A 25,236-nucleotide genomic window follows, 5' to 3' on the forward strand; every position below is an offset into this window, starting at 1 on the left:
TCGAGCATGGAGATGCTGACCGAAGCGGCCCAGGCGCGGATCGAGTCCCAGGGCGAAAACCAGGCGCTGGGGATTCGCCAGCAGTTCATGGACGCCTATCAGTACGGCCACGGCTTCTCCCGGCAGGTGCTGTTCCTGYGTGACCAGGCCGAGAAACGCTTTCTCGATGCCTTCGACCTGCGCGAGGACCTGACCCGCCAGGTCAAGTCGGCCTTGCAGGCCAACCCGGAGCTGCTCGGCCTGTCCCTGGTGTTCGAACCCAATGGGCTGGACGGCAAGGACGAACTGTTCACCGGCCAAGCCGAACTGGGCAGCAACGAAAAGGGCCGTTTCGCCCTCTACTGGTCGCAGCCGACACCGGGCAAAGTGACGTCCATGGCGCTGCCGGAAAAGGACATGGCCGACACCAGCACCGGCCCCAGCGGCGAAGCGGCCAACGCCTGGTTCACCTGCCCGCGCGCCACGCTCAAGCCGTGCGTGATCGAACCCTACTTCTATGAGATCGACGGCCAGAACGTGCTGATGACCAGCATCGTTTTCCCGCTGATGGTCAACGGCAAGGTCATCGCCTCGCTGTCGGTGGACATCAACCTCAACAGCCTGCAAGCGGTCAGCCTGGGCGCGAGCAAGAAACTCTATGACGGCCAGACCAGCGTCAGCATCATCAGCCCGGCCGGCCTGCTCGCCGGCTACAGCCCGGACGCCAGCAAACTCAGCCAGCGCCTGGATGCCGTGGACAAGACCAGCGGTGCCGAACTGCTGCGCATGCTCGCCGCCAGCAGCAAAACCACCAGCCTGCACGGCAATCAGCAACTGAAAGTGCTGGCTCCGTTCCAGCCGATTCCCGGCGGCAAGTCCTGGGGCGTGTTGCTCGACGTGCCGGAGAAAGTCCTGGTCGGCCCGGCCGAAGCCCTGAAAAAGCAACTGGATGACAGCAACACCGCCGGTACGCTGGTCGAACTCGGCCTGGGGGGACTCGCCGCACTGCTTGGCCTTGTTCTGGTGTGGCTGATGGCCCGCAGCGTGACCAAACCGATCCTCGGCGTGGCGCACATGCTCGAAGACATCGCCAGCGGCGAAGGTGACCTGACCCGTCGTCTGGCCTACGACAAAAAAGATGAACTGGGCCAGTTGGCCGGCTGGTTCAACCGTTTCCTCGACAAGCTGCAACCGATCATTGCCGAAGTGAAACGCTCGGTGCAGGACGCCCGCAGCACGGCGGACCAGTCGTCCGCCATCGCCACCCAGACCAGCGCCGGCATGGAGCAACAATATCGGCAGGTAGATCAGGTGGCGACCGCGTCCCATGAAATGAGCGCCACCGCCCAGGATGTCGCCCGCAGTGCCGCGCAAGCGGCCCATGCCGCGCGGGATGCCGATCAGGCGACCCGTCAGGGTTTGACCGTGATCGACCGCACCACCGCCAGCATCGACAACCTCGCCGCCGACATGAGCGCGGCCATGGTTCAGGTCGAAGGCCTGGCAGCCAATAGCGAGAAGATCGGCACGGTGCTGGAAGTGATCCGTGCAATTGCCGAGCAGACCAACCTGCTGGCCCTCAACGCCGCGATCGAAGCGGCCCGTGCCGGTGAAGCCGGACGCGGTTTTGCCGTGGTGGCCGATGAAGTGCGCAACCTGGCGCGGCGTACCCAGGAGTCTGTCGAAGAAACCCGCCTGGTGATCGAACAACTGCAAAGCGGCACCCAGGAGGTAGTGGGTTCAATGAACAACAGCCATCGACAGGCCCAGGGCAGCGTCGAGCAGGTTGGCCAGGCCGTGACGGCGCTGCGCCAGATCGGTGACGCAGTGACCGTGATCAACGACATGAACATGCAGATCGCCAGTGCCGCCGAAGAGCAAAGCGCGGTGGCCGAGGAGATCAACAACAACGTGGCGACCATTCGCGACGTGACCGAGTCGCTGTCGGGCCAGGCCAATGAATCGGCGCGGGTCAGCCAGTCGCTCAACAGCCTGGCGAACCAGCAGCAGAGTCTGATGGATCAGTTCCGCGTTTAAACCCCGCAAAATCCCCCTGTGGGAGCGAGCTTGCTCGCGATGGTGTGTCAGCTACCTTGTTGTCGGCTGACACACCATCGCGAGCAGGCTCGCTCCTACAGGTTTTGTGCCAGTCATCTCCCCCTCTTTCAACCTAAGGTGTAGTGGCGAGTGGATATCTGCCGCAAGGTGATTATGCTTCTAGGAACCTTGCAGCGTTTCAAGGCGTCAACCTGTATGCAAGACCCGTAATCCGATGACATCAGTCCCAGGGCCTGGGTAGGGTAAGTGTTGGTGGGAACTCCGGCCTACAACAAGAGCAAGACGGAGAAAACTCATGGCAGCAATCGACAATGCAACCACGGGCAGCGCGCCCCACCACGGGATCACCAGGGAGGAGCGCAAGGTCATCTTCGCCTCGTCCCTGGGCACCGTGTTCGAATGGTACGACTTTTACCTGTATGGCTCCCTCGCGGCGATCATCGCCAAGCACTTCTTCGCCGGTGTCAACGAAACGACTTCCTTCATCTTCGCCCTGCTCGCCTTCGCCGCAGGCTTCGCCGTTCGCCCCTTCGGCGCCATCGTGTTCGGTCGGCTGGGCGACATGATCGGACGCAAACACACTTTCCTCATTACCATCGTGATCATGGGCGTCTCCACGGCCGTGGTGGGTTTGCTGCCGGGCTACGCGACCATCGGCGTAGCCGCGCCGATCATCCTGATCAGCCTGCGCCTGCTGCAAGGCCTGGCGCTGGGCGGTGAGTACGGCGGCGCAGCTACCTATGTGGCCGAACATGCACCCAAGGGCAAACGCGGCTATTTCACCTCGTGGATTCAGACGACAGCCACCCTCGGCCTGTTTCTGTCACTGCTGGTGATCCTCGCCTGCCGTACCGTGCTGGGCACTGAAGCCTTCGAGGCCTGGGGCTGGCGGATTCCATTCCTGCTGTCGATCCTGTTGTTGATTGTCTCGGTGTACATCCGCCTGCAGCTCAGCGAGTCGCCGGTGTTCCAGAAAATGAAAGCCGAAGGCAAGTCCTCCAAGGCACCATTGACCGAATCCTTCGCCCGTTGGGACAACCTCAAGATCGTGATCATGGCCCTGTTCGGTGGCACCGCCGGCCAGGCCGTGGTCTGGTACACTGGGCAATTCTATGCGCTGTTCTTCCTGCTGCAGACGCTGAAGATCGACCCGCAGACCGCCAACTTGCTGATTGCCGGCTCGCTGCTGATCGGCACACCGTTCTTCGTCATATTCGGCAGCCTGTCCGACCGCCTCGGTCGCAAGGGCATCATCATGGCCGGCTGCATTATCGCGGCACTGACCTACTTCCCGATCTTCCACGCGTTGACCCAATACGGTAACCCCGACGTGTTCATTGCACAGGAGAAAAACCCGGTCTCGGTAATCGCCAATCCCGGCCAGTGCTCGTTCCAGTTCGACCCGGTGGGCAAGGCCAAATTCACCAGCTCCTGTGACCTGGCCAAGACCGTGCTGGCCAAAAGGGCCATCCCCTATAAGAACGTGAACGCCGAGCCGGGCGCCGTTGCGCAAGTGCGCATTGGCGACAAAGTGATCGAGAGCTTCGAGGGCACCGGCATGCCGGCCGCTGACTTCAAGGCCAAAAACGACGCCTTTACCGCCACCCTGGCCACCGCCCTCAAGGACGCCGGGTACCCCGAGAAAGCCGACCCGGCCAAGACCAACTACCCGATGGTGTTGCTACTGCTGACCATCCTGGTGATCTACGTGACCATGGTCTACGGCCCGATTGCCGCGTGGTTGGTGGAATTGTTCCCGGCGCGCATCCGCTACACCTCGATGTCGTTGCCCTACCACATCGGCAACGGCTGGTTCGGCGGCTTCCTGCCGACGGTGGCGTTCGCCATGGTGGCGGCCACGGGTGATATCTACTACGGGCTGTGGTATCCGATCGTCATCGCGGTGATGACGGCCATCCTGGGAATTTTCTTCATGCCGGAAACCAAGGATCGGGAGATTCATCACACCTGAAACTGTCCCCCCCACAATCCCTGTGGGAGCGAGCCTGCTCGCGATAGCGTCAGCACATTCAACATCAATGTGACAGACAGATCGCCATCGCGAGCAGGCTCGCTCCTACAGGGGGACTTTCAGTGTCTGGGTAATTCGATGACGACCTTCAGCCCGCCCCACTCGCTTGCTAGCAACGACAGTTTCCCGCCCCAGCTATCGACGATGTCGCGCACGATGCCAAGTCCCAGGCCATGCCCATGGGTTTGCTCGTCCAGCCGCGTTCCTCGGCTGAACACCTGATCACGGCGGTCTTCGGGAATGCCCGGGCCGTCGTCCTCGACGCTGAGCTCGAATCCCTCAGCGGTCTCGACAATACTCAGCCGGATTTCCGTGTCCGCCCATTTGCAGGCGTTGTCCAGCAAATTGCCCAGCAGCTCCAGCAGGTCTTCGCGATCCCAGGGCAACTGCAAACCGGCCGGAGCGCGGTAGCTCAGCGCCAGGTGTTCGCCATGAATCATGTTCAGGGTTGCCAGCAATCCGGGGAGTTCGGCGTCGCAATCGAACAATGCACCCGGCAACGCATCGCCGGACAAGCGCGCACGATTGAGTTCGCGATTGAGCCGTTGCTCGACCTGTTGCAATTGTTCCTTGAGGGTTTTGCGCAATTGCGGGTGCGCGTCGAGTTGCTCGTTTGAAGCCAGGCTCAACAGCACCGCCAGCGGTGTCTTCAGGGCATGGCCGAGATTGCCCAGCGCGTTGCGCGAACGCTTGAGGCTGTCTTCGGTGTGGGCCAGCAGGTGGTTGATCTGCGCCACCAGCGGCTCCAGTTCCACCGGCACCTGATCGTCGAGTTGCGAGCGCTGGCCCTGTTGCAACTGCGCGATCTGCTCGCGGGCCTGTTCCAGCGGACGCAAGGCGCGGCGCACGGTAATCCGTTGCAGCAGCAGAATCAGCAGCAGCCCGGTCAAACCAAGGCCCAACCCGAGCTGTTGCATGCGCCGGAAGCTTTCGCGTATCGGCGTGTAATCCTCGGCGACGCTGATGGAGATCGGCAACCCCGAACGTCGATAGTCCGTACGCAGCACCAGCAACTGTTGCCCTTCCGGCCCCAGTTGCAGGTTGCCGTGCAGGCCGGGGTGATCGAGCGCCGGCAGTTCCTGATCCCATAACGAACGGGAACGCCAATGCCCGTCAGCAAAATCGATGCGGAAGTAATGCCCGGAAAACGGCCGCTGATAGGCCGGTGACAGGCGTCGTTCATCCAGTTGCAAGCCTTGCGGCCCGCGCACCAGTGCCGCCAGCAGGCTCTCGCTGTCATTGCGCAACCCGGCTTCGAGGTAGCGTTGCAAACCCATTTCGAACAGCCACAGGCTGGTTTGCGCCAGCACCAGGCCAACGACCACCATCACGCTGATCAGGCCCAGGCTCAGGCGGCGCTGGATCGATCTCACCGGGCTTGCCCGCCGAACAGGTAACCCTGGCCGCGACGGGTTTCGATCACGCTTTTGCCGAGCTTGCGGCGCAAGTGGTTGACGTGGACTTCCAGCACATTGGAATCGCGCTCGGTTTCACCGTCGTAGAGGTGTTCGGCGAGGTGGCTTTTGGAGAGGATCTGCTCGGGGTGCAACATGAAATAACGCAACAGGCGAAACTCCGCAGCGGTCAGCTGAATGTCCGCACCGTCGCGGGCAACACACTGGCGACCTTCATCCAGATGCAGCCCGGCGGCCTGGAGCGTCGGCTGGTTGGCCTGGCCATGGGAGCGGCGCAGCAACGCCTGGATGCGCAAATACAATTCTTCGGGATGGAATGGCTTGGTCAGGTAATCGTCAGCGCCGGCCTTGAGGCCTTCGATACGCTCGGCCCAGGAACCACGGGCCGTCAGGATCAGCACCGGCGTGGCCAGGCCCGCCGCGCGCCATTGCGCCAGCACCTCAAGCCCCGGCACGCCAGGCAAACCGAGGTCGAGGATGATCAGGTCATAAGGTTCAGTACTGCCCTGATGCACCGCGTCGCGACCGTCAGCCAGCCAGTCCACCGCGTACCCCTGGCGGTTGAGCCCGGCCAGCAGTTCGTCGGCCAGGGGCACATGGTCTTCCACCAACAGCAAACGCATGGATCAGTCTTCCTTGTCTTTCAGTAAACGGCCGGTGGTGGCTTCGATGTCCAGTTCGCGGACTACGCCTTCAGGGGTCAGCAGCTCGACTTCATAAATGTAGACGTCATGTTTTTCTTCGAGCCCGGCTTCCAGCAGTTTCGCGCCGGGGTAGCGATCCATCGCCTGCTGCAGCAGTTGCTCCAGCGGCAGGATCACGCCCTGTTGACGCAGGCGCAGGGCTTCATTCTGATCCAGGTCACGGGCCATCACCACCGAGCAAAATGCCAGAAGCACCAGCGCCATCCAGCTGCCGATGCATCGATTGAATAAAAACACCTTCATTACCAATCCTGATGTTCCTTGAGAACCTGCCCGCTGACCGGGTCTAATTCCAGAGCCCGGTCGATACCCTGCTGCCGATCACGGGATACCTTGCCAGTGCGAGTGGTGTGAGCTTCTCGAAAGCCACAATGGTACCAGCGTTGCGTCGGGGTCCAGGCGAGCCACCTTAACCGGCTGAACTTAATTGAAGCTGAATTGCCATCATCGACAACACCCCCCCTCTGTGGGAGCGAGCCTGCTCGCGAAGGCGGCGGTACACCCAACACAGCGGTGACTGACACACTGCTTTCGCGAACAGGCTCGCTCCCACATAATCTGTCCGCTTGCCACACTTCGAGACCGCAATGACCGCCATCCACATCAAGTTCCCCTCCCTGACCCTCAAGGCCGGTCCACGCGCCTTTGCGCGCATCCGGGACAACGGCTTGAACGCCGCCGACGTCGGCACCCTCCCGGGCGCGGCTGGCGGTCCGAAGGCACTGGGGATTCAGGGGCTGGACCTGGCGCTGTTCGGCGAGTGGCTGCCGGCAGCACCGCGGGAACGCTCGCTGATTGGTGCATCGGTGGGGTCCTGGCGCTTCGCCAGCGCCTGCCTGCCGGATGCCGCCGAGGGCATCCGGCGTCTCGGGCAGCTGTACACCGAGCAGAATTTTGCCAAGGGCGTGACCATGGCGCAGATCAGCCAGAGCTCCCAGCGCATGCTCAATGAGCTGCTCGACGGTCGCGATGCCTCGATCCTCGGCAACAGCGATTACCGCCTGAACATCATGGTGGTCAAAAGCCACGGCCTGCTGGCCGACGATCATCGCGCTCGCCTCGGGCTGGGCCTGTCCTCGGTCATCGCCGACAACCTGCGCGGCCGGGCGCGGCTGGCCCGGCACTTCGAGCGCCTGATCATCCACGACCCGCGCCTGGCGCCGCCGGTCCACGCCTTGAACGACTTCCCGTCGCGCTTCGTCGCCCTCAATGCCGGCAATCTGCGCCAGGCCCTGCTGGCTTCGGGCTCGATCCCGATGGTGATGGAAGGCGTGCGCGACCTGCCGGGCGCCGGTGCCGGAACCTATCGCGACGGCGGCCTGCTGGACTATCACCTGGACCTGCCTTACAGCGGCAACGACATCGTGCTCTACCCGCACTTCACCGACCGGGTGATTCCCGGCTGGTTCGACAAGACCCTGCCGTGGCGCCGCGCCTGCCCGACTCGCTTGCAAAACGTGCTGCTGCTGGCACCGTCAAAGGACTACCTGGCGCGCCTGCCCTACGGCAAACTGCCAGACCGTAACGACTTCAAGCGCTTCATGGGCGACGCCCCGAGCCGGCAGAAATACTGGCGCACGACCATGGAGGAAAGCCGCCGCATGGGCGACGAATTCCTCGAACTGGCCGCCAACGGTCGCCTCGGCGAGCGCTTGCTGACCCTTTAGTCAGGACAAACTGTTAAACTCGCCCCCTGCCCGAATCGCTGCGGCGAACGCCACCTGAACAGAGCTGAAAAACTGTGGAAATCTTCAAGGAATTTACTTTCGAATCCGCCCACCGCCTGCCCCACGTACCGGACGGCCACAAGTGCGGGCGCCTGCACGGTCACTCGTTCAAAGTGGCAATCCACCTGAGCGGCGACCTGGACCCGCACACCGGCTGGATCCGCGACTTCTCGGAGATCAAGGCGATCTTCAAGCCGCTGTACGAGCGTCTCGACCATAACTATTTGAATGACATTCCCGGGCTGGAGAATCCAACCAGTGAAGTGTTGGCCAAATTCATCTGGAATGAAATGAAGCCGCTGTTGCCGGAACTCAGTGCGATTCGCATCCACGAAACCTGCACCAGCGGTTGCATCTATCGCGGTGAATGACAGCCCCCCCGTGTAGGAGTGAGCCTGCTCGCGATGACGGCAGCACATCCAACATCGATGTGTCTGACCCACCGCTATCGCGAGCAGGCTCGCTCCCACAGGGATATGCGTTGCGTCAGTGACATGGAAAACAGCCTTCATCGGCTGTTTTTTTATGCCTGTGCTTTTTGCCTCGCCCCCGCCAAGAGGACAAGCCCCACATTTGAACTGTAGTGATCAATGTCACTGGCAGGAGTTGCCACCACCGAGCTAACGTAGAGGTATTGCCTAAACGATTCGATAAAAGGATCTGCCTGATGCACATCATCAACGCCCGTCTGCGCAACCAGGAAGGCCTGCATGAGTTGTACCTGGAAAACGGTCTGATCAGCAGCATCGGCCGCCAGATCGAAGCCCCGACCCTGGGCCCTGACGATCTGGACGCCGGTGGCAAACTGGTGGTGCCACCCTTTGTCGAGCCGCACATCCACCTCGACGCGACCCTGACCGCCGGCGAGCCGCGCTGGAACATGAGCGGTACGCTGTTCGAAGGCATCGAGTGCTGGGGCGAGCGCAAGGCGAGCATCACTCTGGAGGACACCAAGACCCGGGCGAAGAAAACCATTCAGACCCTCGCCGCCCACGGCATCCAGCATGTGCGCACCCACGTCGATGTCACCGACCCGCAACTGACCGCACTCAAGGCCATGCTCGAAGTGCGCGAGGAAAGTCGGCACCTGGTCGACCTGCAAATCGTCGCGTTCCCCCAGGAAGGCATCGAGTCCTACCGCAATGGTCGCCAATTGATGGAAGAAGCCATCCGCATGGGCGCGGACGTGGTGGGTGGCATTCCGCATTTCGAATACACCCGCGATCAGGGCGTCAGCTCGGTGAAGTTCCTGATGGACCTGGCCGAACGCAGCGGTTGCCTGGTGGACGTGCATTGCGACGAAACCGACGACCCGCATTCGCGCTTCCTCGAAGTGCTGGCCGAAGAGGCCCGCAGCCGCGACATGGGCTCGCGGGTCACAGCCAGCCACACCACGGCCATGGGCTCCTACGACAACGCCTACTGCGCCAAACTGTTTCGCTTGCTCGGGCATTCGGGGATCAGTTTTGTCTCCTGCCCCACTGAAAGCATCCACCTGCAGGGTCGCTTCGACAATTTCCCGAAACGCCGGGGCGTGACCCGGGTCAACGAGTTGCTGGAAGCGGGCATGAACGTGTGCTTCGGCCAGGATTCGATCGTCGACCCCTGGTATCCACTGGGCAATGGCAACATTCTACGGGTGCTCGAAGCCGGGCTGCATATCTGCCACATGCTCGGTTATCGCAACCTGCAAAGCGCGCTGGATCTGGTGACCGACAATAGCGCCAAAGCCATGAACCTCGGCGATCGCTACGGCCTGGAGCGCGGGCGGCCGGCGAACCTGCTGATTCTGTCGGCGGAGAGTGATTACGAGGTGATCCGCAGCCAGGGGTTGCCGCTGTACTCGGTGCGCGATGGCAAGGTGTTGATGAAGCGGACGATGCCGGTGGTGGAGTTCGCTGGTCTGAATTGAGTTTGGTGCTGACTGATCTGACCTCTTCGCGAGCAAGCCCGCTCCCACATTAGATTTGTGTCGTTCACAAAACCCTGTGGGAGCGGGCTTGCTCGCGAAGGCTATTTTGAAGTCAATCGATCAACCGAGCCGTACCAAACAGGCTGACCCGCCTCAATTCCCCCTGCTCCTCTTCCAGCAAGATAGGCGCAGTACCACCCGGCATCGTCACCTTGACCTCCCCGGCGCGGACCCAACCTGCCCGCCAAGCCGCGCAGGCCACCGCACTGGCGCTGGTCCCCGACGACGCCGTCGGCCCCTCGCCCCGCTCGAACACTCGCGCAGCGATATGCCCTTCGGACAAGCGCATCGCCCATTGCAGATTGATCCCCGCCGGACAAGGTTTACCTGCACCGACCGGCATGGCGTAGGCGATTCGCATCAACCCGTCACCCAGCGCCGGTTCACGCATCTGCTCGTTGCTCGGCAGATCGTCGGCGTTTTCGACAAGCGTCACGCAATGGGGATTACCGACCCGCGCGAACTGGCTGCGCGACCATGCGACATTGAGTGCCGACAATTGTTCAACATGGCTGAGTTCACGACCGTTGAACACCGCAGCTTCGACCCCGTGAGCACTGACCGCTGCCGGCCCGAATCCCGGCTGGCCCAAGTCGAGCCAGAATCCGCTCACGCCATCGACCTGCGCGGATTGCACTGAGGTCTGCCCCGGCGAAGGCGTGTCGGACTTGTCGTGATGAACCCTGAGCAGACAGGCTTCGTCTCGAGGTAAAAGCCCTTGGTCGCTCAACGCCTGGGAAAAAATCGTCAGACCGTTGCCGCTGCGCTCGGCCAGGGTGCCGTCGGTGTTGACGATCAACAGATCAAAGGGTGGCGACGACTGAAAGGGTCCGACCAGCAAACCGTCGCTGCGATGCTCCTTGCTGCCGGACGGTTGCGTGCCAGGAACCCAGCTACAGCAAGCCTCAATGGCGGCCAGCGCCCAGGTTTCGAGGGTTTGCGCTGCCTGGCTGGCCTGCCCGGGCAGGTCGATACCCATGCGGCGCAGTTCTTCGGGCGCTACCACGATGTAAATATTGCCCCGTGCATCGTACCTCTGCGCCATGGCGCCCTCCGCGTGTCATTGGAATGGCTCAACATATCGCGAAAAACACCGGCGCTGTGTAACGATGTCGCGTTGATTGCCCCGTAAACTTTCCGGGCATTGATCGAACCCTCGCCGGTCGATCACTGTCCGTTGAGGACGTGACGTTTTTTGCCAGGGATTGATATGACCAGCCTCAACAACCAAACCACCTTCGTTCCCGGACGTCTGGAACAGATGTCCACGCGTATCGCCTTTTTCATCGCCGGGTTCGGCATCGCCGCGTGGGCACCGCTGGTGCCTTATGCCAAGGCCCGGGCCGGGCTGGATGAAGGCACCCTGGGTCTGTTGCTGTTATGCCTGGGGGTGGGCTCGATCCTGGCGATGCCTTTGGCCGGGATCCTGGCCACGCGTTTCGGCTGCCGGCGGGTGACGACCGGCGGAACGTTGCTGATCTGTGCCGCCCTGCCGCTGCTGGCGACGGTGTCGTCGATTCCGGCCTTGATCGCTGCCTTGTTCATGTTCGGCGCGGGTCTCGGCACGGTGGATTCGACGGTCAACCTGCAAGCGGTGATCGTCGAGCGCGCCAGCGGCAAAAACATGATGTCGGGCTTCCATGGCCTGTTCAGCCTGGGCGGGATTGTCGGCGCGGCGGGCGTCAGCGGGTTGCTTGGCCTGGGTATTTCTCCACTGGGAGCCACACTGGTGGTGATCGTGATGCTGCTGATCGCGCTGGCCAGGGCCGTGCCGCATCTGTTGCCCTACGGCAGTGAGAGTTCAGGGCCGGCGTTCGCGGTGCCCCATGGCATTGTCCTGTTCATTGGCGGGATGTGCTTCATCGTGTTTCTCGCCGAAGGCGCGGCGCTGGACTGGAGCGCGGTGTTCCTGGCGCAGGAACGTGGCATCGACACGGCGTATGCGGGGCTCGGTTATGCGGCGTTTGCCTTGACCATGACCGCCGGGCGTTTGACCGGTGACAAAATCGTACGGCGGTTGGGCGCGACACGGGTGATTGTGTTCGGTGGGCTGACGGCCGCCGCAGGCTTGTTTCTGGCGACGTTCGCGCCAGATTGGGAAGCCGCGCTGGTGGGGTATGCGCTGTTGGGTGCTGGTTGCTCGAACATTGTGCCGGTGTTGTACACCGCTGTGGGCAAACAGACCGTCATGCCCGAAAGCATCGCCGTGCCGGCCATTACCACCCTGGGTTATGCGGGCATCCTGGCAGGCCCTGCTGTCATCGGCTTCATCGCCCATGGCAGCAGCTTGAGTTTTGCCTTTGCCTTGATGGCGGTGTTGCTGGTGGCAGTGGCCGTTGGCGGGAGAGTGTTGAAGGTCTGAAAAGCCTCGCGAGCAGGCTCGCTCCCACAGGATTTGTGTCGTACACATAATTTGTGAACGATGCGGTCATTGTGGGAGCGAGCTTGCTCGCGATGAATTCACCTCGGTCTATCAGAACCCGACACTGGCCTGCACAAAGAACGTGCGCGGCGCACCAACGTACATGCCCGAGTTGTTGTCGCTGGAACGGGTGAAGTACTGCTTGTCGAAGATGTTTTTCACCCCCGCGCCCAGTTTCAGGTTCGACACCTGCGGGCCGAAGTCATAGCCGCCACGCATGTTCCAGGTCACGTAACCCGGGATGTCACCGAACTGGCCGTCGGCGGTGCCTTCGGTGATGTAGTTGCCGTTGAAGCTGCCATCGGCGTTCACCCCAGTGCCCGGCGAGCGCTGTTTGGACTGGGCGAACGCATCGAGGTTCCAGGTCCAGCGGTTGATGTCGTAGCGCAGGCCGGCAGTGGCCACCTGACGGGAGTAGAACGGCAGGTCACGGCCCTTGAAGCCCGGGATATCACCTTCGTTGGTGGCACGGGTGTAGGTAAAGCCGGCGTTGGCGGTCAGGCCGTCAAGGCGTGGGTCCAGCGCGGCCAAATCGTAGTGCACCGACGTTTCGATGCCCTGGTGCTTGGTCGCGCCGAGGTTGGTCCAGCCCACGTCATTGCTGATGTATTGCAGTTCGTCATCGAAGTCGATGTAGAACAGCGTCACCTCACCGCCCCACACGTCATCGTTGTAGCGCGTACCGATTTCGTAAGTCTTGGCCTTTTCCGGCTGCAGGCCGTTGGCGGTGTTGTCGCCAATACCACCCTGCCCCAACTGGAAGTACTGCAGCGCGCCGAACGAGGTTTCGTAGTTGGCGAACAGTTTCCAGGCATCGGACATGTGATACATCACGCTCAGGGCCGGCAGCGGCTCATTGCTCTCGATGCTGCGTTTTTTCTCCGGCACCCGTTTACCGGCGTTATCGAGCACCGGGCGGTCGTGCCAGTCGGTGCTGATGTGCTCGAAGCGAATACCCGGGGTGACGGTCCAGTTGCCGACGTCGATCTTGTTGTCGACGTAGACCGAATTGGCCTCGGTTCCACCGGTGCGGTCCTGATAGACATGGCCGTCCGCCCCCGGACGCACGACTGGCTGGTTGTTGACCAGCGCCACGCGGCTGGCCTCTTCGTGCATGGCCTCTTTCAGGTAGCGATAACCGACGCTGACCTCCTGGGTAGTCGGGCCCACATCAAACACATGGGACACCCGTGGTTCGATACCGAAGGTGTAGTAGCTGCGCGGATAGGAGTTAAGTGTGCTCAGGTCGCGCGAGGCGATGGTGCTGCCACGAAAACTGTCGGTGTAGTAAGTCAGCACTTCGGCCTGAGTGCGATCGTCGATCTGCCGCGCCCACTTGAACGACACATCCTTGCGGCGGCCGCTGAAGTTGTCGAAGTCGCGCACGGACTGGAACGGGTCGGCGTCGAATTGCGCCTGGTTCAGGCCGCCGGGCATGTCGGCCTTGGCGTCGTAGTAGTGGAAATTGAGGCTGAAATCGTCGACATCGGTCGGTGCCCAATGGGTCTTGAGGATCACGTCGTCGATGTCGTTGCCGTTGTTGCTTTCACGGTAACCGTTGCCGTTCACGCCGGAGTACAACAGCGCCACGCCCATGCCGTTGTCGGCGGTACCGCCCATGAACGCCGTGTCGATGTGCTTCCAGCCGCCGTGCTGCGAGGTTTCCAGGGTGGTGCCGATTTCCGCGGAGGCTTTTTCCGGGATCGCGCGGGTCACGAAATTGATCACGCCGCCGACGTTCTGCGGTCCGTAGCGTACGGAACCGGCACCGCGCACCACATCGATGCTGTCGAGGTTGCCAGAGGAAATCGGCGCCATGGACAGTTGCGGCTGACCGTAGGGCGCAAAGGCCGCCGGGATGCCGTCGATCAGCACGGTGGAGCGTGGCGACAGGCGCGAGGTCAGGCCGCGCACGCCGACGTTGAGGGAAATGTCGCTGCCACCGGTGCCGTTGGCATCTTGCACTTGCACACCAGGAACGCGCTTCAACACGTCACCGACGTTCATCGCACCCTGCTCGACCATGGCTTCGCGGCGGACCACGGTTCGTGCACCGGGGTGGTTCTGCACCAAGGCGGCATCGGCGTCATCGAGCCAGTCGCCGACCACCTTGATGTCGGTCACGCCCAGTTCCAATGGACCGTTTGCCGCCGAAGTCGGCGCCGGCATCAACGTCACCGAACCTTCATCGATCTGGTATTGCAGGCCGCTGCCTTGCAACAACTGGCGCAGTGCGTCTTCCGCAGACAGGTTGCCATCCACCGCCGGGGCCTGTTTGCCAGCGACCAGTTCAGGGCTGAAGAACACCTGAAGCGAGGTTTGCTGGCCCAACTGACTCAAGGCCTGCCCCAAGGGTTGCGCCGGGATGTGGATGCCGTCGGCAGCAAAGGCCTGGGGCAGCGCAACGTTGACCGCCAGCGCGAGGGCCAGCGACAACCAGGGGAGATTGTTGTTTTTAGCGGTGGAGTTTTTCACGTCGAACGTAGTCCTGTGGATCGCAAGAGTATGCGCTTGTTAATGCAAACCAGTTGCAGTTGAACAGGAAGACGATGAACTCGAAAAAAACCTGAATTTTATTTTGAAATTATTTCCTGGCTACCGTCGCCAAGGGTGCGCACGGCCACCGGCAGGATGTTTGGCAAGGCCTTGAGCAGCGCATCGGTGTTGTCGGACTTGAACACACTGGTCAGGCGCAGATTGCCCACCGCCGTGTTGCCGACCTTCAGCGGTTTCTCCCGATAGCGCGAGACCTGCTCCGCGACATCGGCCAGGCTGACGTTGTTGAACACCAGTTTGCCGCTGCGCCAGGCGGTCATTTCCGCCGGGTTGACTGCATAGGCAGCCGCAACCTTGCCCTGGGCATCGACATGGGTGCCAAGGCCTGCTGTCAGACTGATGAAATCGTTGTCGGCGGCGTCGCGCCCTTGAACCTTGACAGTGCCCTGCTCCACCACGACCCGGGTTTCGCTGGCGCCATGGCGCACATCGAAACGTGTGCCGGTCACCGTGACCTTACCGCTGCCCGCCTCGACCACGAAAGGGCGGCTGGTGTCGTGTTCGACGCTGAACATCGCTTCGCCTGCGCTCAATTCGACGTTGCGGCGATCCTTTTCAAACCGCACTTGTATCCGGCTGCGGCTGTCCAGGTCGACCACCGAGCCGTCCGGCAGCACCACAAGGCGGCGCTCATTCAGGGCCGTTGAAAATTCGGCGGTGTAAGGCGCCGGATGATTCAGGCCGCTGAACAAACCCAGGCCGAGCGCCACGGCCAGCACACTGGCAGCCACCGCGTAACGCAGCACGGGACGACGTTTTTTCAGCACTGGCGGTGTTTCGCACAAGGCACGCAAGCGCGCCGCCGGCACCAGGTCGGCGGCGCTCCACAACCCCTTGAGAACCTCGAATTCGTTGCGGTGTTGAGGGTGTTCGTCCAGCCAGGCCTGAAACTGGCGACGCACCGCGACATCGGCGACAGGCTCCTGCAAACGCACAAACCACTGCGCCGCGTCATCGCGAACCGTTGTTTGCCCGCACGCGCAATCACGAGTATCCATCATGGAAGTTCCTGTCTGGCTGGGGAGGAGATGGCGCAGCCGATCATGACTGCGACCCGTCCAGGCGATCGCGCAGATGCCGAAGCGTGCGGATCATATACTTTTCCACCATGTTCTTGGACAGTCCCAGGCGTTCGGCGATTTCTGCCTGGGTCAGGCCCTCGATTTTCTGCCAGACAAACACCTTGCGGCAGTTGACCGGCAGCTCGGTGAGCGCCCGTTCGATGGAATCAGCCAACTGGATCGCGTGCATGAAATGCTCCGGGTCGCCGGTCGGCGACTCACTGAGATCGATCGCCTCGGACTCCATGGCGCCCCGCCGGTCCTCACGCCGATAGCCATCCACGGCGATGTTGCGCGCGGTCTGGTGCAAATACGCCCGGGGCTGTTCCACCACCGCCGAATCGGACTCAAGCACCCGCACGAAGGTATCGTGGGCCAGGTCCTCAGCCTGCTGACGATTTCTCAGGCGACGGGTCCAGGTGCCAACCAACTCTTCGTAGTGCTCGAAAAAGCCGTGTCTGCGGGGCAGCTTGAGGGTCATTGCGGTGTGCTGTGGAGACGGGGCGTGAATAGTAATGCTTCCTATTAACCAGAAGCAATGGTTTGCGCCCCCCTGGTCGATCACCTTGCCTGCCTGCCATTGTGCAATTCGTCAGGAACGCTGGATTGCGGCACAGAACCAAAGAAAAACGCCGACGTTGAACCTCAACAGCCCTCAAAAAACCCAAAGTCAAAAGATCGCAGCCTGCGGCGCGCCTACTGACTCACCACAATCTTCCCGATCATCTGCGGGTGCAACGCACAAAAATACTCGAACTCCCCCGGCGTGTTGAACACCCAGGAATAACTGTCACCAGTATCCAGCGCCCCGGAGCGAAACACCTTGTGGGTTTCCGCCACCGTGTGCGGGATCTCGTCGTCGTTAACCCACGTCACTTTGGTACCCACGGCCACCTCCAGATCCTTGGGCCCGAACATGAATTCCTTGATATCGATTTTCACCTCCTGAGCCCACACCGGCATCGATACCATCAGGCAGGCAACGGCCAACAATCGCATTTTCATTGCGCCTCCCCCCTAAACCAGTGTCGAATCGATCAACGCCAGCGGGTGCTCACTCTGGGTCGCTCGCACATCGGTGATCCCCAGATAATTGCGCAACTGATCAGCCGCTACCGTCATCGGCCCCGGTGTCGGCGCCGTGCCCGGCGCGGGTTGTGGATAAGCCGTGCCGCGAGCGGTATGGAAAGTGATATTGCCTTCGACCTTCTGGATGACCTGGTGGATATGTCCGTTCAACACCGTCACCGAACCGTACTTGCGCAGCATGGCAATCGCCTGATCACCATCCTCGGTGCCCCAGCCCCATGGCTGATAAATCGTCCACAACGGAATATGGGTAAACACCACGATTGGCGTGCTGCTGGTCACCACACGTAAGTCGTCGGCCAGCCAGGCCAGTTGATCGGCGCCCAGGGTCGCTTCACGGCCCGCCTGGAAGTTGAAGACGTTCACCAACGCAATGAAGTGCACGCCATGGTCATCGAAGCTGTACCAGCCATTGCCTTTGGTGCCCTTGCCGTAACGCTCCAGATAAAGCTTGCCGCCGCCCTCGTCGAGGGTGTCGTGCTCGCCCGGCACGTAGTGCACGGTGGACGGCAGGCCGTTGAGCAATTGTGCGGCGGTGTCGAACTCGTCGGCTTTGGACAGGTGGGTGATATCGCCGGTGTGCAGGATCAGCGAGGGCCGTTTTGGCAGCGCAATGACCTTGTCGATCGCCACTTGCAAGGTCTTCAGCGGTTCCGGGTTGGCCTCCTTGTTGAAACCGATGTGCGAGTCGCTGATCTGCACGAAGTGGAAGGTGCTGGCGAGCGCCTTGGGGTCGGAAACATTGCCCGCCTCATCCAGGGCGAAGGCCCGGGGAATGCCGCCGCTCAGGGCCCAGATCACGCCTGCCCCGGCCCATGCCGAGCACTTGAGCAGCGTCCGGCGGTCGGGGTTGAGCGGGCCGTCGGTGCGTCGTTGGTTTTTTGCATGAATGTCCATCGGTATGCCCTCGGTGGCGTACTACAGTGGTGAAGCGGGTGATGTAGCTGACACGAGGTAAACCGAGCGGAACGGGACTTTATTCCAGATGAAAAAATAAGTTTTTTTCCGGGAATAAAATGCGCCGCACCACGGTTATAGGGGTGGGACAGTGCGGGAACCACTATGAAGCGATTTGAGGAACTGTTTGCGCCCCACTTGGACGCCGCTTACAACCTCGCGCGCTGGCTCACCGGCAACGACAGCGCCGCATCCGATGTCGTGCAGGAAAGCGCCTTGCGCGCCTTCAGGTTTTTGCACCGCTTCGCCGATGGCAACGCCAAGGCCTGGTTCCTGACCATCGTGCGCAACGAAAGCTACACCTGGCTCAAGGCTTCGGCTGGCCACCATTGGGTCGCCATCGGCGATGAACTCCCCGAAGACGACAAGACGCTCAGCCACAGCCAGACCCCGGAACTGCTGGCCATCCACAGCGAAAATGCGGCGCTGATCCAGCAAGCCCTGTGCGCCCTGCCGCCGGCGTTTCGCGAGGTGATCGTGCTCAAGGAACTCGAAGACATGCCCTACAAGGACATCGCCCTGGTGGTCGACATTCCCATCGGCACCGTCATGTCGAGGCTGGCCAGGGCGCGGGCCATGCTCAAGCTCGAACTACTGAAGTTGCACGATCATGAATGAACTCGACTGCACGGTTTGCCAGACGCTGATGCATGGCTATCTGGACCAGGAACTTGATTCGGCGACGGCTGCGAATGTGGTCGGGCATCTGGCCGAGTGCGCCGAGTGCGCGCGGTTGCATGATCAGACGAAGCTGCTGAAGGCCGGTGTGAAGCAACGGGCGCCGTATTACGCGGCGCCTGCTTCATTGACTGCCCGGGTGTTCGCCCCTGATCCCCCGGCAGCCAGCTTCGTCGAGCGTTGGCGCCAATGGTTCGCACCCGCTTTTTCAGCGGCGGCGCTGGCCTTGGCGGTGGTGTTGTATGTAGCGACGCCGGGCAGCGAACAGCCGTTGATGGACGAGGCGGTCTCCAGCCATGTGCGCTCGTTGATGGGCGAGCATTTGAACGATGTGGTGTCGTCCGACCGCCACACCGTGAAGCCCTGGTTCACCGGCAAACTCGACTTCTCGCCGCCGGTGCTCGATTACTCCGCACAAGGTTTTCCCCTGCTGGGCGGACGGCTGGATTATCTGCAGCATCAGACCACGGCGGCCCTGAGTTATGGCCGGGCCAAGCACATAATCAATGTGTTCATCTTGCCCGTGCAGGAGGCCGACAAGCCGCGACAGAGCCAGACGATCCGAGGTTTCAACGTCGTGTCCTGGCAAGAAAATCACATGCGCTTCGTGCTGGTTTCCGATCTGGAGAAAAGTGAGCTGGAGGCGTTCAGCCAAATGCTCAAACCGTAGATTTCTAATGAATCGCACCGAAACAGATGACACAAAACCCTGTGGGAGCGGGCTTGCTCGCGAAAGCGGTATATCAGTCAATGATGATGTCGACTGACACTCCCTCTTCGCGAGCAAGCCCGCTCCCACATTTGATTTCCACTTTGCTCAATGCTTGCGCAACCACTCGATAAACAGCGCAAACAGTTCCGACTGCGAACCTACCTGCAGTTTCAGGTACAGGTTCTTGCGGTGCATGCGCACGGTTTCCGGCGAGATGCTCATCTGGCTGGCCGTGGACTTCACCGAATGCCCGCGTAACACCATGTGCGCCACTTGCCGCTCGCGCTCGGTGAGCAATTCACAACCGAAGTTTTCGAACGCCGCCTGCACGCGATGCTTGAGATCATCGCGCATGCCTTGCTCGTTATCACGCTCGATCCCGGAACTGCGCAGCAGTCCACGCTGGCTGAATTCGCTGATGAATTCACGCACCAACGGTTCGACGGCACGCAGCAGGTTCAACTGTTCGTCGCTTAGACATTCTCCGCCGAAACCCTGATAGAGGCTGACGGAAATCTTCGTGTCGTTCCCGGTATCGACGATGTAGTAGCTGTCTTCCGAGCAGCCCGCCTTCAGGTAATAGGATTTGTAGTAGTCACTGTCGAAGAAGTTGTCCGGCGCGATCTCTTCCAGGTGATAGAAGCCTTGCGCCAACCCCTGCTCCACCGCCAGGCAGAACGGGTCGAGCAAGTAGCCCCCGGCAAAATAACGCTCCAGAATCGAGACCTGATACTCCTGCGCAATCCCGCGCTGATGCAGCAGCTGTGGCGCGCGGTCCTTGCGCTCGAGGCTGATCATCATCGACTCGACGGACACCAGCTGCGCCAACGCTGACGCCAGGTATTGCAAGGCGTCAGGCTCATCGACATGGGCGAATGCCTCGCGCATTCCCCCATGCCATTTGTGCAACGCCCCGAAGGGCACTGCGATCAGCGTATCGTCGTCTGGTTTGCTCATGCCCCGCAGTCTAGCGGGTGCGCAAGCCCTTGGTAAAAGCCTGTATGGCGAATTCATTGGCCGCCATATTGGCCGCTGGCCTGAAGCTCGGCCGCCACTTCCAGAATGCACTCGCGCAGGGTCTCGACGATTTCATCGACCTGGACAACCGTCAGGATCAACGGCGGCGACATCACGTTAAGGTGCATGATCGGCCGCACCAGCAAGCCACGGGCCTGGGCCCGCACGTGGATCTTCTCGCCGATGTTGATCTCGTCGGGGAACAGCGCCTTGGTGCGTTTATCGGCAACGAACTCCACGCAGGCCATGAGTTTCTGGCAGCGCACATCCCCCACCAGCGGCAAGTCCCGCAGGGTGGCCAGGCGTTCTTCCAGATAAGCGCCTACCGTATCGACATGGGCCAACAAGTTTTCCCGCTCGATGATTTCGATGTTCTTCAGCGCCGCCGTGCAGCACACCGGGTGGCCGCTGTAGGTGAAGCCGTGGGTGAAGCAACGGCCCTTGCCCGGCTCGGCGATGACCTTCCAGATACGGTCGGAAAAGATGCACGCGCCCAGCGGCAGGTAAGCCGAGGTCAGGCCTTTGGCGGTGGTAATGATGTCGGGCTGCACGTCGAACACATCGCAGGAGGCAAAGAACTTGCCCAGGCGCCCGAACGAGGTCACCACTTCGTCGGCGACGAACAGGATGTCGTAGCGCTGGCAGACGTCCCACATGCGCTTGAGGTAGCCCTGTGGCGGAATGATCACCCCGCCCGAGCCCATGATCGGTTCGGCGAAAAAACCGGCGACCTTGTCCGCGCCGATGGCCAGGATCTTGTCTTCGAACTCCTTGACCAGAAACTCGAGAAACTGCGCCTCGTCCATGCCATCGGGTGCGCGGTATGGATTCGGGTTGGACACGTGGTGGATCAGCGGGTTGGCGTAGTCAAACTCCGGCACCCGGTCGGCGGCCTTGTTGCCGATTGACATGGTCAGGGTGGTGGAGCCGTGATAGGCGTTGAACCGGGCGATGACGTGCTTCTTCTCCGGTTTACCACGGCAGTTCTGGTAGTACTGGATCAGCCGGTACGCGGTGTCCACGGCGGTGGAGCCACCGGTGGTCAGGAACACATGGTCGAGGTCGCCGGGGGCGAGGCTGGCGAGCTTTTCGCACAGTTGGATGGCGACGTTGTTCGACATGTCGGAAAACGGATTGGAGTAGGCCAGTTGCCGCACCTGATCGGCGATGGCCTCGGCCATTTCCTCACGGCCCAAACCGATGTTGGTGCACCACATGCCGCCCACCGCATCGAGAAAGCGGTTGCCCTGGGTGTCGTAGATGTAGGCGCCATCGCCTGCGACGATGTTCAACGAGCCTTGTTCGGCGTGTTCGTCGAACACGTGATAGCCGTGCATATGGTGAGCCTTGTCGGCCTTGACCAGCCGGGACTCGTCCGCTGGGGAAAAAACGGTGCGTGTTGGCGTCGCCATAAATAAACCTCTAACCGAGTTGACTAACGATCGAACAAATCAGATGCCGCTTTTCACGGTGCTCCAGACCCGGGTAATTGCCCGCATGTCCTTGGCATCCTGGGTCTTCTGCGGGAACAGGCGCTCGCGGGTTTGCGCGTCGGGGTAAATCGCCGGGTTGTTGCGTACATCGGCGCTCAACAACGGCGTGGCCGCCGCGTTACTGTTGGCGTAATTGATGAAGTCGCTCACATCCGCCATCACCTGCGGCTGCATCAGGTACTCAAGGAACTTGTGGGCATTGGCGACGTGGGGCGCGTCGGCCGGGATGTACATGTTGTCGAACCAGATCAGCGAACCTTCCTTGGGGATGAAGTAGGCCAGGTCGATCTTTTTCCTGGCTTCTGCAGCGCGGGCCATGGCGGTGGCGTAGTCGCCGGACCAGGTCATGGCCATGCACACGTCGCCGTTGGGCAGGCTCGTCAGGTAATTGACCGAGTCGAATTTGCGGATGTACGGCCGCACGGACAACAGCAAGTCCTGGGCGGCTTTCAGATCTGCGGGGGCGGCACTGTTCGGGTCACGTCCCAGGTACTTCAAGGCCAAGGGGATGACTTCGGTCGGGGCATCGAGCAGGGTCACGCCGCAGTCGGCGAAACGCGAGACGATCTTCGGATCGAAGATCATCGCCAGCGAACCGATCGGCGCGTCCGGCATGCGTTCCTTGATCTTGTCGACGTTGTACGTGACGCCATTGCTGCCCCAGGTGTAGGGCGCAGAGTAGGTGGTGCCCGGATCAAACCCCTGCAGGTCCTGCAAGACTTTCGGGTCCAGGTTGCTCCAGCCCGGCAGCAACTTTTTATCCAGCGGCTGGAACACCTTGGCCTTGATCAACGGCGGCGCAAGGGAGGCGTTCAACACGATCAAGTCATAACCGGAATGGCCGGTGAGCAATTTGGCCTGCACCGTTTCGTAGGCATCGAAGGTGTCGTAGATGACTTTGATGCCGCTGGCCTTTTCGAAGTCGGCCACGGTTTTTTCACCGATGTAATCCGCCCAGTTGTACAGCCGCAGCGTATTGCTGTCGTCCACTTGAGCGGCGTAGGCATTCAAAGTCAGTGGTACAACAAACAGACTGGAAATCACCTTAAGCAGCGTCTTGCCCATAGCAAATGCACCTTATAGCGAGTTCGGCTCTGGATGAGCGGATGCCCCCACTATTGGCGGATTCGCCGGGCGCAGCCATACCCCGAATGGGTGTGTGTCGCTTTTGGCGCACCGGCATGGCAAAAAGCGGCAGCGCAGTTGACCCGTTTTGCCATAGATCCGGGGTTTGTCCGGCGCTTAAAGTGGCAGCCTGAACCGACCCTGCGGAGCCTGCGATGACCGACCTGATCAAACACGAGCAACGCGACGGCGTGTTGACGCTGACCATCGACCGCCCGGACAAGCTCAACGCGCTGAACAACGCCATGTACACGCAACTGGCCGACCTGTTGCTGGCCGCCGACGAAGACGCGCAGACCGGCGTGATCATCCTCACCGGCGGCCCGGCCTGCTTTACCAGCGGCAATGACCTGGTGGATTTCCTCCAGCATCCGCCGACGCACCTGGACGCCCCGGCGTTCCGCCTGATGAAAGTCGTCACGCGCCTGCAAAAGCCGCTGATCGCGGCAGTCTGCGGGGCGGCTATCGGCATTGGCACCACGTTGCTGTTGCATTGCGATCAGGTGCTGGTCACCCGCAACGCCAAGCTGCGCTTGCCGTTCGTCAACATCGGCCTGTGCCCCGAATTCGGCGCCAGCCTGTTGCTGCCACGCCGCCTCGGCCATGCCCGCGCCGCGAGCCTGCTGCTGTTGGGCAACGGCCTGGATGGCAACGAAGCGGTGGCCTGGGGCCTGGCCAACGAAGCTTTCGATGACGGCGCACAATGCCTGGCTGCGGCGACAAAAATCGCCCAGCGCTTTTTGGCGATGCCCCAGGAGGCCTTGCGCCAATCCCGTCAACTGATGAAACAGGCGACGTTGCCGGAACTGGAAGCCACCCTGCGCGAAGAAAACACGCTGTTCATCCAGCGCCTGAATACCGATGAGGCGAAAACCGCCTTGAACGCCCTGCTCAATCGCAGTACAGACAAGAATCCACCGAAAGGAAACCAGCCATGAACACTCCGGAAATCTACGTCGTCAGCGCCGCCCGTACCGCCATTGGTACGTTCGGCGGCTCGCTCAAGGACGTGCCACTGGCCGACCTCGCGACCACGGCCGTGAAAGCCGCCCTGCAACGGGCCGCCGTGGACCCGGCGCTCGTTGGCCATCTGGTGATGGGCAACGTGATCCCGACCGAAACCCGCGACGCCTACATCTCCCGCGTCGCGGCGATGAACGCCGGCATTCCGAAGGAAACCCCGGCCTACAACGTCAACCGCCTCTGCGGTTCGGGCCTGCAAGCGATCATCAACGCCGCCCAGACCCTGATGCTCGGCGATGCCGACATCGTCGTCGGCGCCGGTGCCGAATCCATGAGCCGCGGTCCGTACCTGATGCCGAGCGCCCGCTGGGGTTCGCGCATGGGCAACGCCCAGGTCATCGACTACATGCTGGGCATCCTGCATGACCCGTTCCATGGCATCCACATGGGCATCACCGCCGAGAACGTCGCCGCACGCAACGGCATCACCCGCGAAATGCAGGACGCCCTGGCCCTGGAAGACCAGCAACGCGCGGCCCATGCGATTGCCAACGGCTACTTCAGCGAGCAGATCGCGACCGTGGAAATCCAGGATCGCAAAGGCGTCAAACTGTTCAGCGTCGACGAGCACCCGCGCGCCACGTCCCTGGAACAGCTGGCTGCGATGAAGCCGGCGTTCAAGAAGGACGGCTCGGTCACCGCCGGCAACGCCTCGGGCCTCAACGACGGTGCCGCCGCACTGGTCATGGCCACCGGCACGGCGGTTCAAGGCAACAACCTGAAACCACTCGCCCGCCTGGTCAGCTACGCCCACGCCGGCGTCGAACCGGAATTCATGGGCCTGGGCCCGATCCCGGCCACCCGCCTGGCACTCAAGCGCGCCGGCCTGACCGTCGCCGACCTGGACGTGATCGAAGCCAACATCGCCTTCGCCGCCCAGGCCTGCGCCGTCAGCCAGGAACTGGACCTCGACCCGGCCAAGGTCAACCCGAACGGTTCGGGCATCGCCCTGGGCCACCCGGTGGGCGCAACCGGTGCGATCATCGCCACCAAGGCCATCCACGAACTGCATCGCACCGGTGGCCGTTACGCGCTGGTGACCATGTGCATCGGTGGTGGCCAGGGGATTGCGGCGATTTTCGAACGCGTCTGAACCCTGCACCATCCCCTGTAGATGCAACCTCTACAGGGATGCTGCGGTAATCAGCAGTACCTGTGGGAGCGGGCTTGCTCGCGAAAGCTCTGGGTCAGGCAATACAAATGTCGACTGACACGC

The 25,236-nt window shown here is 61.5% G+C and carries 21 protein-coding genes and 2 pseudogenes; 11 read left to right on the forward strand and 12 right to left on the reverse strand.

The window, feature by feature from the left end; genetic code table 11:
• Positions 1–87 precede the first annotated feature (87 nt).
• From AB4Z35_RS12070 to AB4Z35_RS12080, 3 genes and pseudogenes are all read left to right on the forward strand, one after another.
• A pseudogene (locus AB4Z35_RS12070) lies at positions 88–1,158 on the forward strand (HAMP domain-containing protein); the annotation flags it as partial.
• Between the two features lie 264 nt (positions 1,159–1,422).
• Positions 1,423–2,016: pseudogene (locus AB4Z35_RS12075) on the forward strand (methyl-accepting chemotaxis protein); the annotation flags it as partial.
• Between the two features lie 316 nt (positions 2,017–2,332).
• Positions 2,333–4,009: an MFS transporter gene (locus tag AB4Z35_RS12080; RefSeq protein ID WP_442097207.1), complete on the forward strand. Its 1,677-nt coding sequence runs from the start codon at positions 2,333–2,335 to the stop codon at positions 4,007–4,009.
• Between the two features lie 119 nt (positions 4,010–4,128).
• Here the strand turns inward: AB4Z35_RS12080 and AB4Z35_RS12085 are convergent, their stop codons facing one another.
• The 3 genes from AB4Z35_RS12085 to AB4Z35_RS12095 are packed head-to-tail and all read right to left on the reverse strand — an operon-like array spanning position 4,129 to position 6,431.
• Positions 4,129–5,442 (reverse strand): sensor histidine kinase, encoded by a 1,314-nt coding sequence (locus AB4Z35_RS12085; RefSeq protein WP_442097209.1) that lies wholly within the window; start codon positions 5,440–5,442, stop codon positions 4,129–4,131.
• Positions 5,439–6,107: a response regulator transcription factor gene (locus tag AB4Z35_RS12090; RefSeq protein WP_442097211.1), complete on the reverse strand. Its 669-nt coding sequence runs from the start codon at positions 6,105–6,107 to the stop codon at positions 5,439–5,441. The genes AB4Z35_RS12085 and AB4Z35_RS12090 overlap by 4 nt, the downstream gene beginning before the upstream one ends.
• Before the next feature lie 3 nt (positions 6,108–6,110).
• Entirely contained in the window at positions 6,111–6,431 is a 321-nt protein-coding gene (locus AB4Z35_RS12095) for a PepSY domain-containing protein (protein ID WP_442097213.1), read from the reverse strand.
• A 344-nt stretch (positions 6,432–6,775) separates the two neighbouring features.
• On the opposite strand from AB4Z35_RS12095, the gene AB4Z35_RS12100 reads away from it, so the two are divergent.
• The 3 genes from AB4Z35_RS12100 to codA all read left to right on the forward strand — a co-directional run bounded on the left by AB4Z35_RS12100 (position 6,776) and on the right by codA (position 9,827).
• Positions 6,776–7,855, forward strand: coding sequence for a patatin-like phospholipase family protein (locus AB4Z35_RS12100; protein ID WP_442097215.1), 1,080 nt, complete (start codon positions 6,776–6,778; stop codon positions 7,853–7,855).
• 74 nt (positions 7,856–7,929) lie between these two features.
• Positions 7,930–8,286 carry a 6-carboxytetrahydropterin synthase QueD gene (queD, locus tag AB4Z35_RS12105; RefSeq protein ID WP_003223505.1) on the forward strand — a complete coding sequence of 119 codons (357 nt, stop codon included), beginning with the start codon at positions 7,930–7,932 and terminating at the stop codon, positions 8,284–8,286.
• Between the two features lie 296 nt (positions 8,287–8,582).
• Positions 8,583–9,827: a cytosine deaminase gene (gene codA, locus AB4Z35_RS12110; RefSeq protein ID WP_442097217.1), complete on the forward strand. Its 1,245-nt coding sequence runs from the start codon at positions 8,583–8,585 to the stop codon at positions 9,825–9,827.
• 112 nt (positions 9,828–9,939) lie between these two features.
• Here codA and AB4Z35_RS12115 read toward each other — a convergent pair whose 3' ends face one another.
• Entirely contained in the window at positions 9,940–10,932 is a 993-nt protein-coding gene (locus tag AB4Z35_RS12115; RefSeq protein WP_442097218.1) for a diaminopimelate epimerase, read from the reverse strand.
• Positions 10,933–11,097: 165 nt separating this feature from the next.
• Between AB4Z35_RS12115 and AB4Z35_RS12120 the strand changes: the two genes are divergently transcribed.
• A complete protein-coding gene (locus AB4Z35_RS12120) occupies positions 11,098–12,249 on the forward strand; it encodes an MFS transporter (protein ID WP_442097220.1) in 1,152 nt (383 codons plus the stop codon).
• Between the two features lie 111 nt (positions 12,250–12,360).
• On the opposite strand, the gene AB4Z35_RS12125 is transcribed toward AB4Z35_RS12120, so the two are convergent.
• The 5 genes from AB4Z35_RS12125 to AB4Z35_RS12145 form a co-directional block, all read right to left on the reverse strand.
• Entirely contained in the window at positions 12,361–14,784 is a 2,424-nt protein-coding gene (locus AB4Z35_RS12125) for a TonB-dependent siderophore receptor (protein ID WP_442097222.1), read from the reverse strand.
• Between the two features lie 98 nt (positions 14,785–14,882).
• Positions 14,883–15,866: a FecR family protein gene (locus AB4Z35_RS12130; protein ID WP_442097224.1), complete on the reverse strand. Its 984-nt coding sequence runs from the start codon at positions 15,864–15,866 to the stop codon at positions 14,883–14,885.
• Between the two features lie 40 nt (positions 15,867–15,906).
• The gene (locus AB4Z35_RS12135) at positions 15,907–16,407 is read right to left on the reverse strand and encodes a sigma-70 family RNA polymerase sigma factor (protein WP_033052692.1); all 501 of its coding nucleotides are present in this window, start codon (positions 16,405–16,407) and stop codon (positions 15,907–15,909) included.
• Between the two features lie 215 nt (positions 16,408–16,622).
• Positions 16,623–16,931 (reverse strand): cupredoxin domain-containing protein, encoded by a 309-nt coding sequence (locus AB4Z35_RS12140; protein ID WP_007984252.1) that lies wholly within the window; start codon positions 16,929–16,931, stop codon positions 16,623–16,625.
• 12 nt (positions 16,932–16,943) lie between these two features.
• Positions 16,944–17,912: a metallophosphoesterase family protein gene (locus AB4Z35_RS12145; RefSeq protein ID WP_442097226.1), complete on the reverse strand. Its 969-nt coding sequence runs from the start codon at positions 17,910–17,912 to the stop codon at positions 16,944–16,946.
• Positions 17,913–18,077: 165 nt separating this feature from the next.
• Between AB4Z35_RS12145 and AB4Z35_RS12150 the strand changes: the two genes are divergently transcribed.
• Positions 18,078–18,590 (forward strand): sigma-70 family RNA polymerase sigma factor, encoded by a 513-nt coding sequence (locus tag AB4Z35_RS12150; RefSeq protein ID WP_007984247.1) that lies wholly within the window; start codon positions 18,078–18,080, stop codon positions 18,588–18,590.
• Positions 18,583–19,320: an anti-sigma factor family protein gene (locus AB4Z35_RS12155; protein WP_442097229.1), complete on the forward strand. Its 738-nt coding sequence runs from the start codon at positions 18,583–18,585 to the stop codon at positions 19,318–19,320. The genes AB4Z35_RS12150 and AB4Z35_RS12155 overlap by 8 nt, the downstream gene beginning before the upstream one ends.
• Positions 19,321–19,467: 147 nt before the next feature.
• On the opposite strand, the gene AB4Z35_RS12160 is transcribed toward AB4Z35_RS12155, so the two are convergent.
• Genes AB4Z35_RS12160 through AB4Z35_RS12170 form a run of 3 tightly spaced genes read right to left on the reverse strand, consistent with a single transcriptional unit; the run spans position 19,468 to position 22,937 of the window.
• Positions 19,468–20,376: a LuxR C-terminal-related transcriptional regulator gene (locus AB4Z35_RS12160; protein ID WP_442097231.1), complete on the reverse strand. Its 909-nt coding sequence runs from the start codon at positions 20,374–20,376 to the stop codon at positions 19,468–19,470.
• Positions 20,373–21,791 (reverse strand): aminotransferase, encoded by a 1,419-nt coding sequence (locus tag AB4Z35_RS12165; RefSeq protein ID WP_442097233.1) that lies wholly within the window; start codon positions 21,789–21,791, stop codon positions 20,373–20,375. Before AB4Z35_RS12165 ends, AB4Z35_RS12160 begins: the two co-directional genes overlap by 4 nt.
• A gap of 39 nt (positions 21,792–21,830) precedes the next feature.
• A complete protein-coding gene (locus AB4Z35_RS12170) occupies positions 21,831–22,937 on the reverse strand; it encodes a polyamine ABC transporter substrate-binding protein (RefSeq protein ID WP_442097235.1) in 1,107 nt (368 codons plus the stop codon).
• 215 nt (positions 22,938–23,152) lie between these two features.
• Between AB4Z35_RS12170 and AB4Z35_RS12175 the strand changes: the two genes are divergently transcribed.
• Together AB4Z35_RS12175 and AB4Z35_RS12180 are read left to right on the forward strand one after the other, a co-directional pair.
• Positions 23,153–23,935, forward strand: a complete 783-nt coding sequence (locus AB4Z35_RS12175; RefSeq protein ID WP_442097236.1) for an enoyl-CoA hydratase-related protein — start codon at positions 23,153–23,155, stop codon at positions 23,933–23,935.
• Positions 23,932–25,113 (forward strand): acetyl-CoA C-acyltransferase family protein, encoded by a 1,182-nt coding sequence (locus AB4Z35_RS12180; protein ID WP_442097237.1) that lies wholly within the window; start codon positions 23,932–23,934, stop codon positions 25,111–25,113. Before AB4Z35_RS12175 ends, AB4Z35_RS12180 begins: the two co-directional genes overlap by 4 nt.
• Positions 25,114–25,236 lie beyond the last annotated feature (123 nt).

Origin of the sequence: Pseudomonas sp. KB_15 (assembly GCF_052114525.1) — a bacterium.
Taxonomy (GTDB): Bacteria; Pseudomonadota; Gammaproteobacteria; order Pseudomonadales; family Pseudomonadaceae; genus Aquipseudomonas.

Excerpts from the sequence above, each read along its gene's own strand:
- AB4Z35_RS12080 (WP_442097207.1), top strand. The coding sequence starts at position 2,333 with ATGGCAGCAATCGACAATGCAACCACGGGCAGCGCGCCCCACCACGGG.
- AB4Z35_RS12090 (WP_442097211.1), bottom strand. The coding sequence starts at position 6,107 with ATGCGTTTGCTGTTGGTGGAAGACCATGTGCCCCTGGCCGACGAACTG.
- AB4Z35_RS12095 (WP_442097213.1), bottom strand. The coding sequence starts at position 6,431 with ATGAAGGTGTTTTTATTCAATCGATGCATCGGCAGCTGGATGGCGCTG.
- AB4Z35_RS12100 (WP_442097215.1), top strand. The coding sequence starts at position 6,776 with ATGACCGCCATCCACATCAAGTTCCCCTCCCTGACCCTCAAGGCCGGT.
- codA (WP_442097217.1), top strand. The coding sequence starts at position 8,583 with ATGCACATCATCAACGCCCGTCTGCGCAACCAGGAAGGCCTGCATGAG.
- AB4Z35_RS12115 (WP_442097218.1), bottom strand. The coding sequence starts at position 10,932 with ATGGCGCAGAGGTACGATGCACGGGGCAATATTTACATCGTGGTAGCG.
- AB4Z35_RS12120 (WP_442097220.1), top strand. The coding sequence starts at position 11,098 with ATGACCAGCCTCAACAACCAAACCACCTTCGTTCCCGGACGTCTGGAA.
- AB4Z35_RS12130 (WP_442097224.1), bottom strand. The coding sequence starts at position 15,866 with ATGATGGATACTCGTGATTGCGCGTGCGGGCAAACAACGGTTCGCGAT.
- AB4Z35_RS12135 (WP_033052692.1), bottom strand. The coding sequence starts at position 16,407 with ATGACCCTCAAGCTGCCCCGCAGACACGGCTTTTTCGAGCACTACGAA.
- AB4Z35_RS12140 (WP_007984252.1), bottom strand. The coding sequence starts at position 16,931 with ATGAAAATGCGATTGTTGGCCGTTGCCTGCCTGATGGTATCGATGCCG.
- AB4Z35_RS12145 (WP_442097226.1), bottom strand. The coding sequence starts at position 17,912 with ATGGACATTCATGCAAAAAACCAACGACGCACCGACGGCCCGCTCAAC.
- AB4Z35_RS12150 (WP_007984247.1), top strand. The coding sequence starts at position 18,078 with ATGAAGCGATTTGAGGAACTGTTTGCGCCCCACTTGGACGCCGCTTAC.
- AB4Z35_RS12155 (WP_442097229.1), top strand. The coding sequence starts at position 18,583 with ATGAATGAACTCGACTGCACGGTTTGCCAGACGCTGATGCATGGCTAT.
- AB4Z35_RS12160 (WP_442097231.1), bottom strand. The coding sequence starts at position 20,376 with ATGAATTCGCCATACAGGCTTTTACCAAGGGCTTGCGCACCCGCTAGA.
- AB4Z35_RS12165 (WP_442097233.1), bottom strand. The coding sequence starts at position 21,791 with ATGGCGACGCCAACACGCACCGTTTTTTCCCCAGCGGACGAGTCCCGG.
- AB4Z35_RS12170 (WP_442097235.1), bottom strand. The coding sequence starts at position 22,937 with ATGGGCAAGACGCTGCTTAAGGTGATTTCCAGTCTGTTTGTTGTACCA.
- AB4Z35_RS12175 (WP_442097236.1), top strand. The coding sequence starts at position 23,153 with ATGACCGACCTGATCAAACACGAGCAACGCGACGGCGTGTTGACGCTG.
- AB4Z35_RS12180 (WP_442097237.1), top strand. The coding sequence starts at position 23,932 with ATGAACACTCCGGAAATCTACGTCGTCAGCGCCGCCCGTACCGCCATT.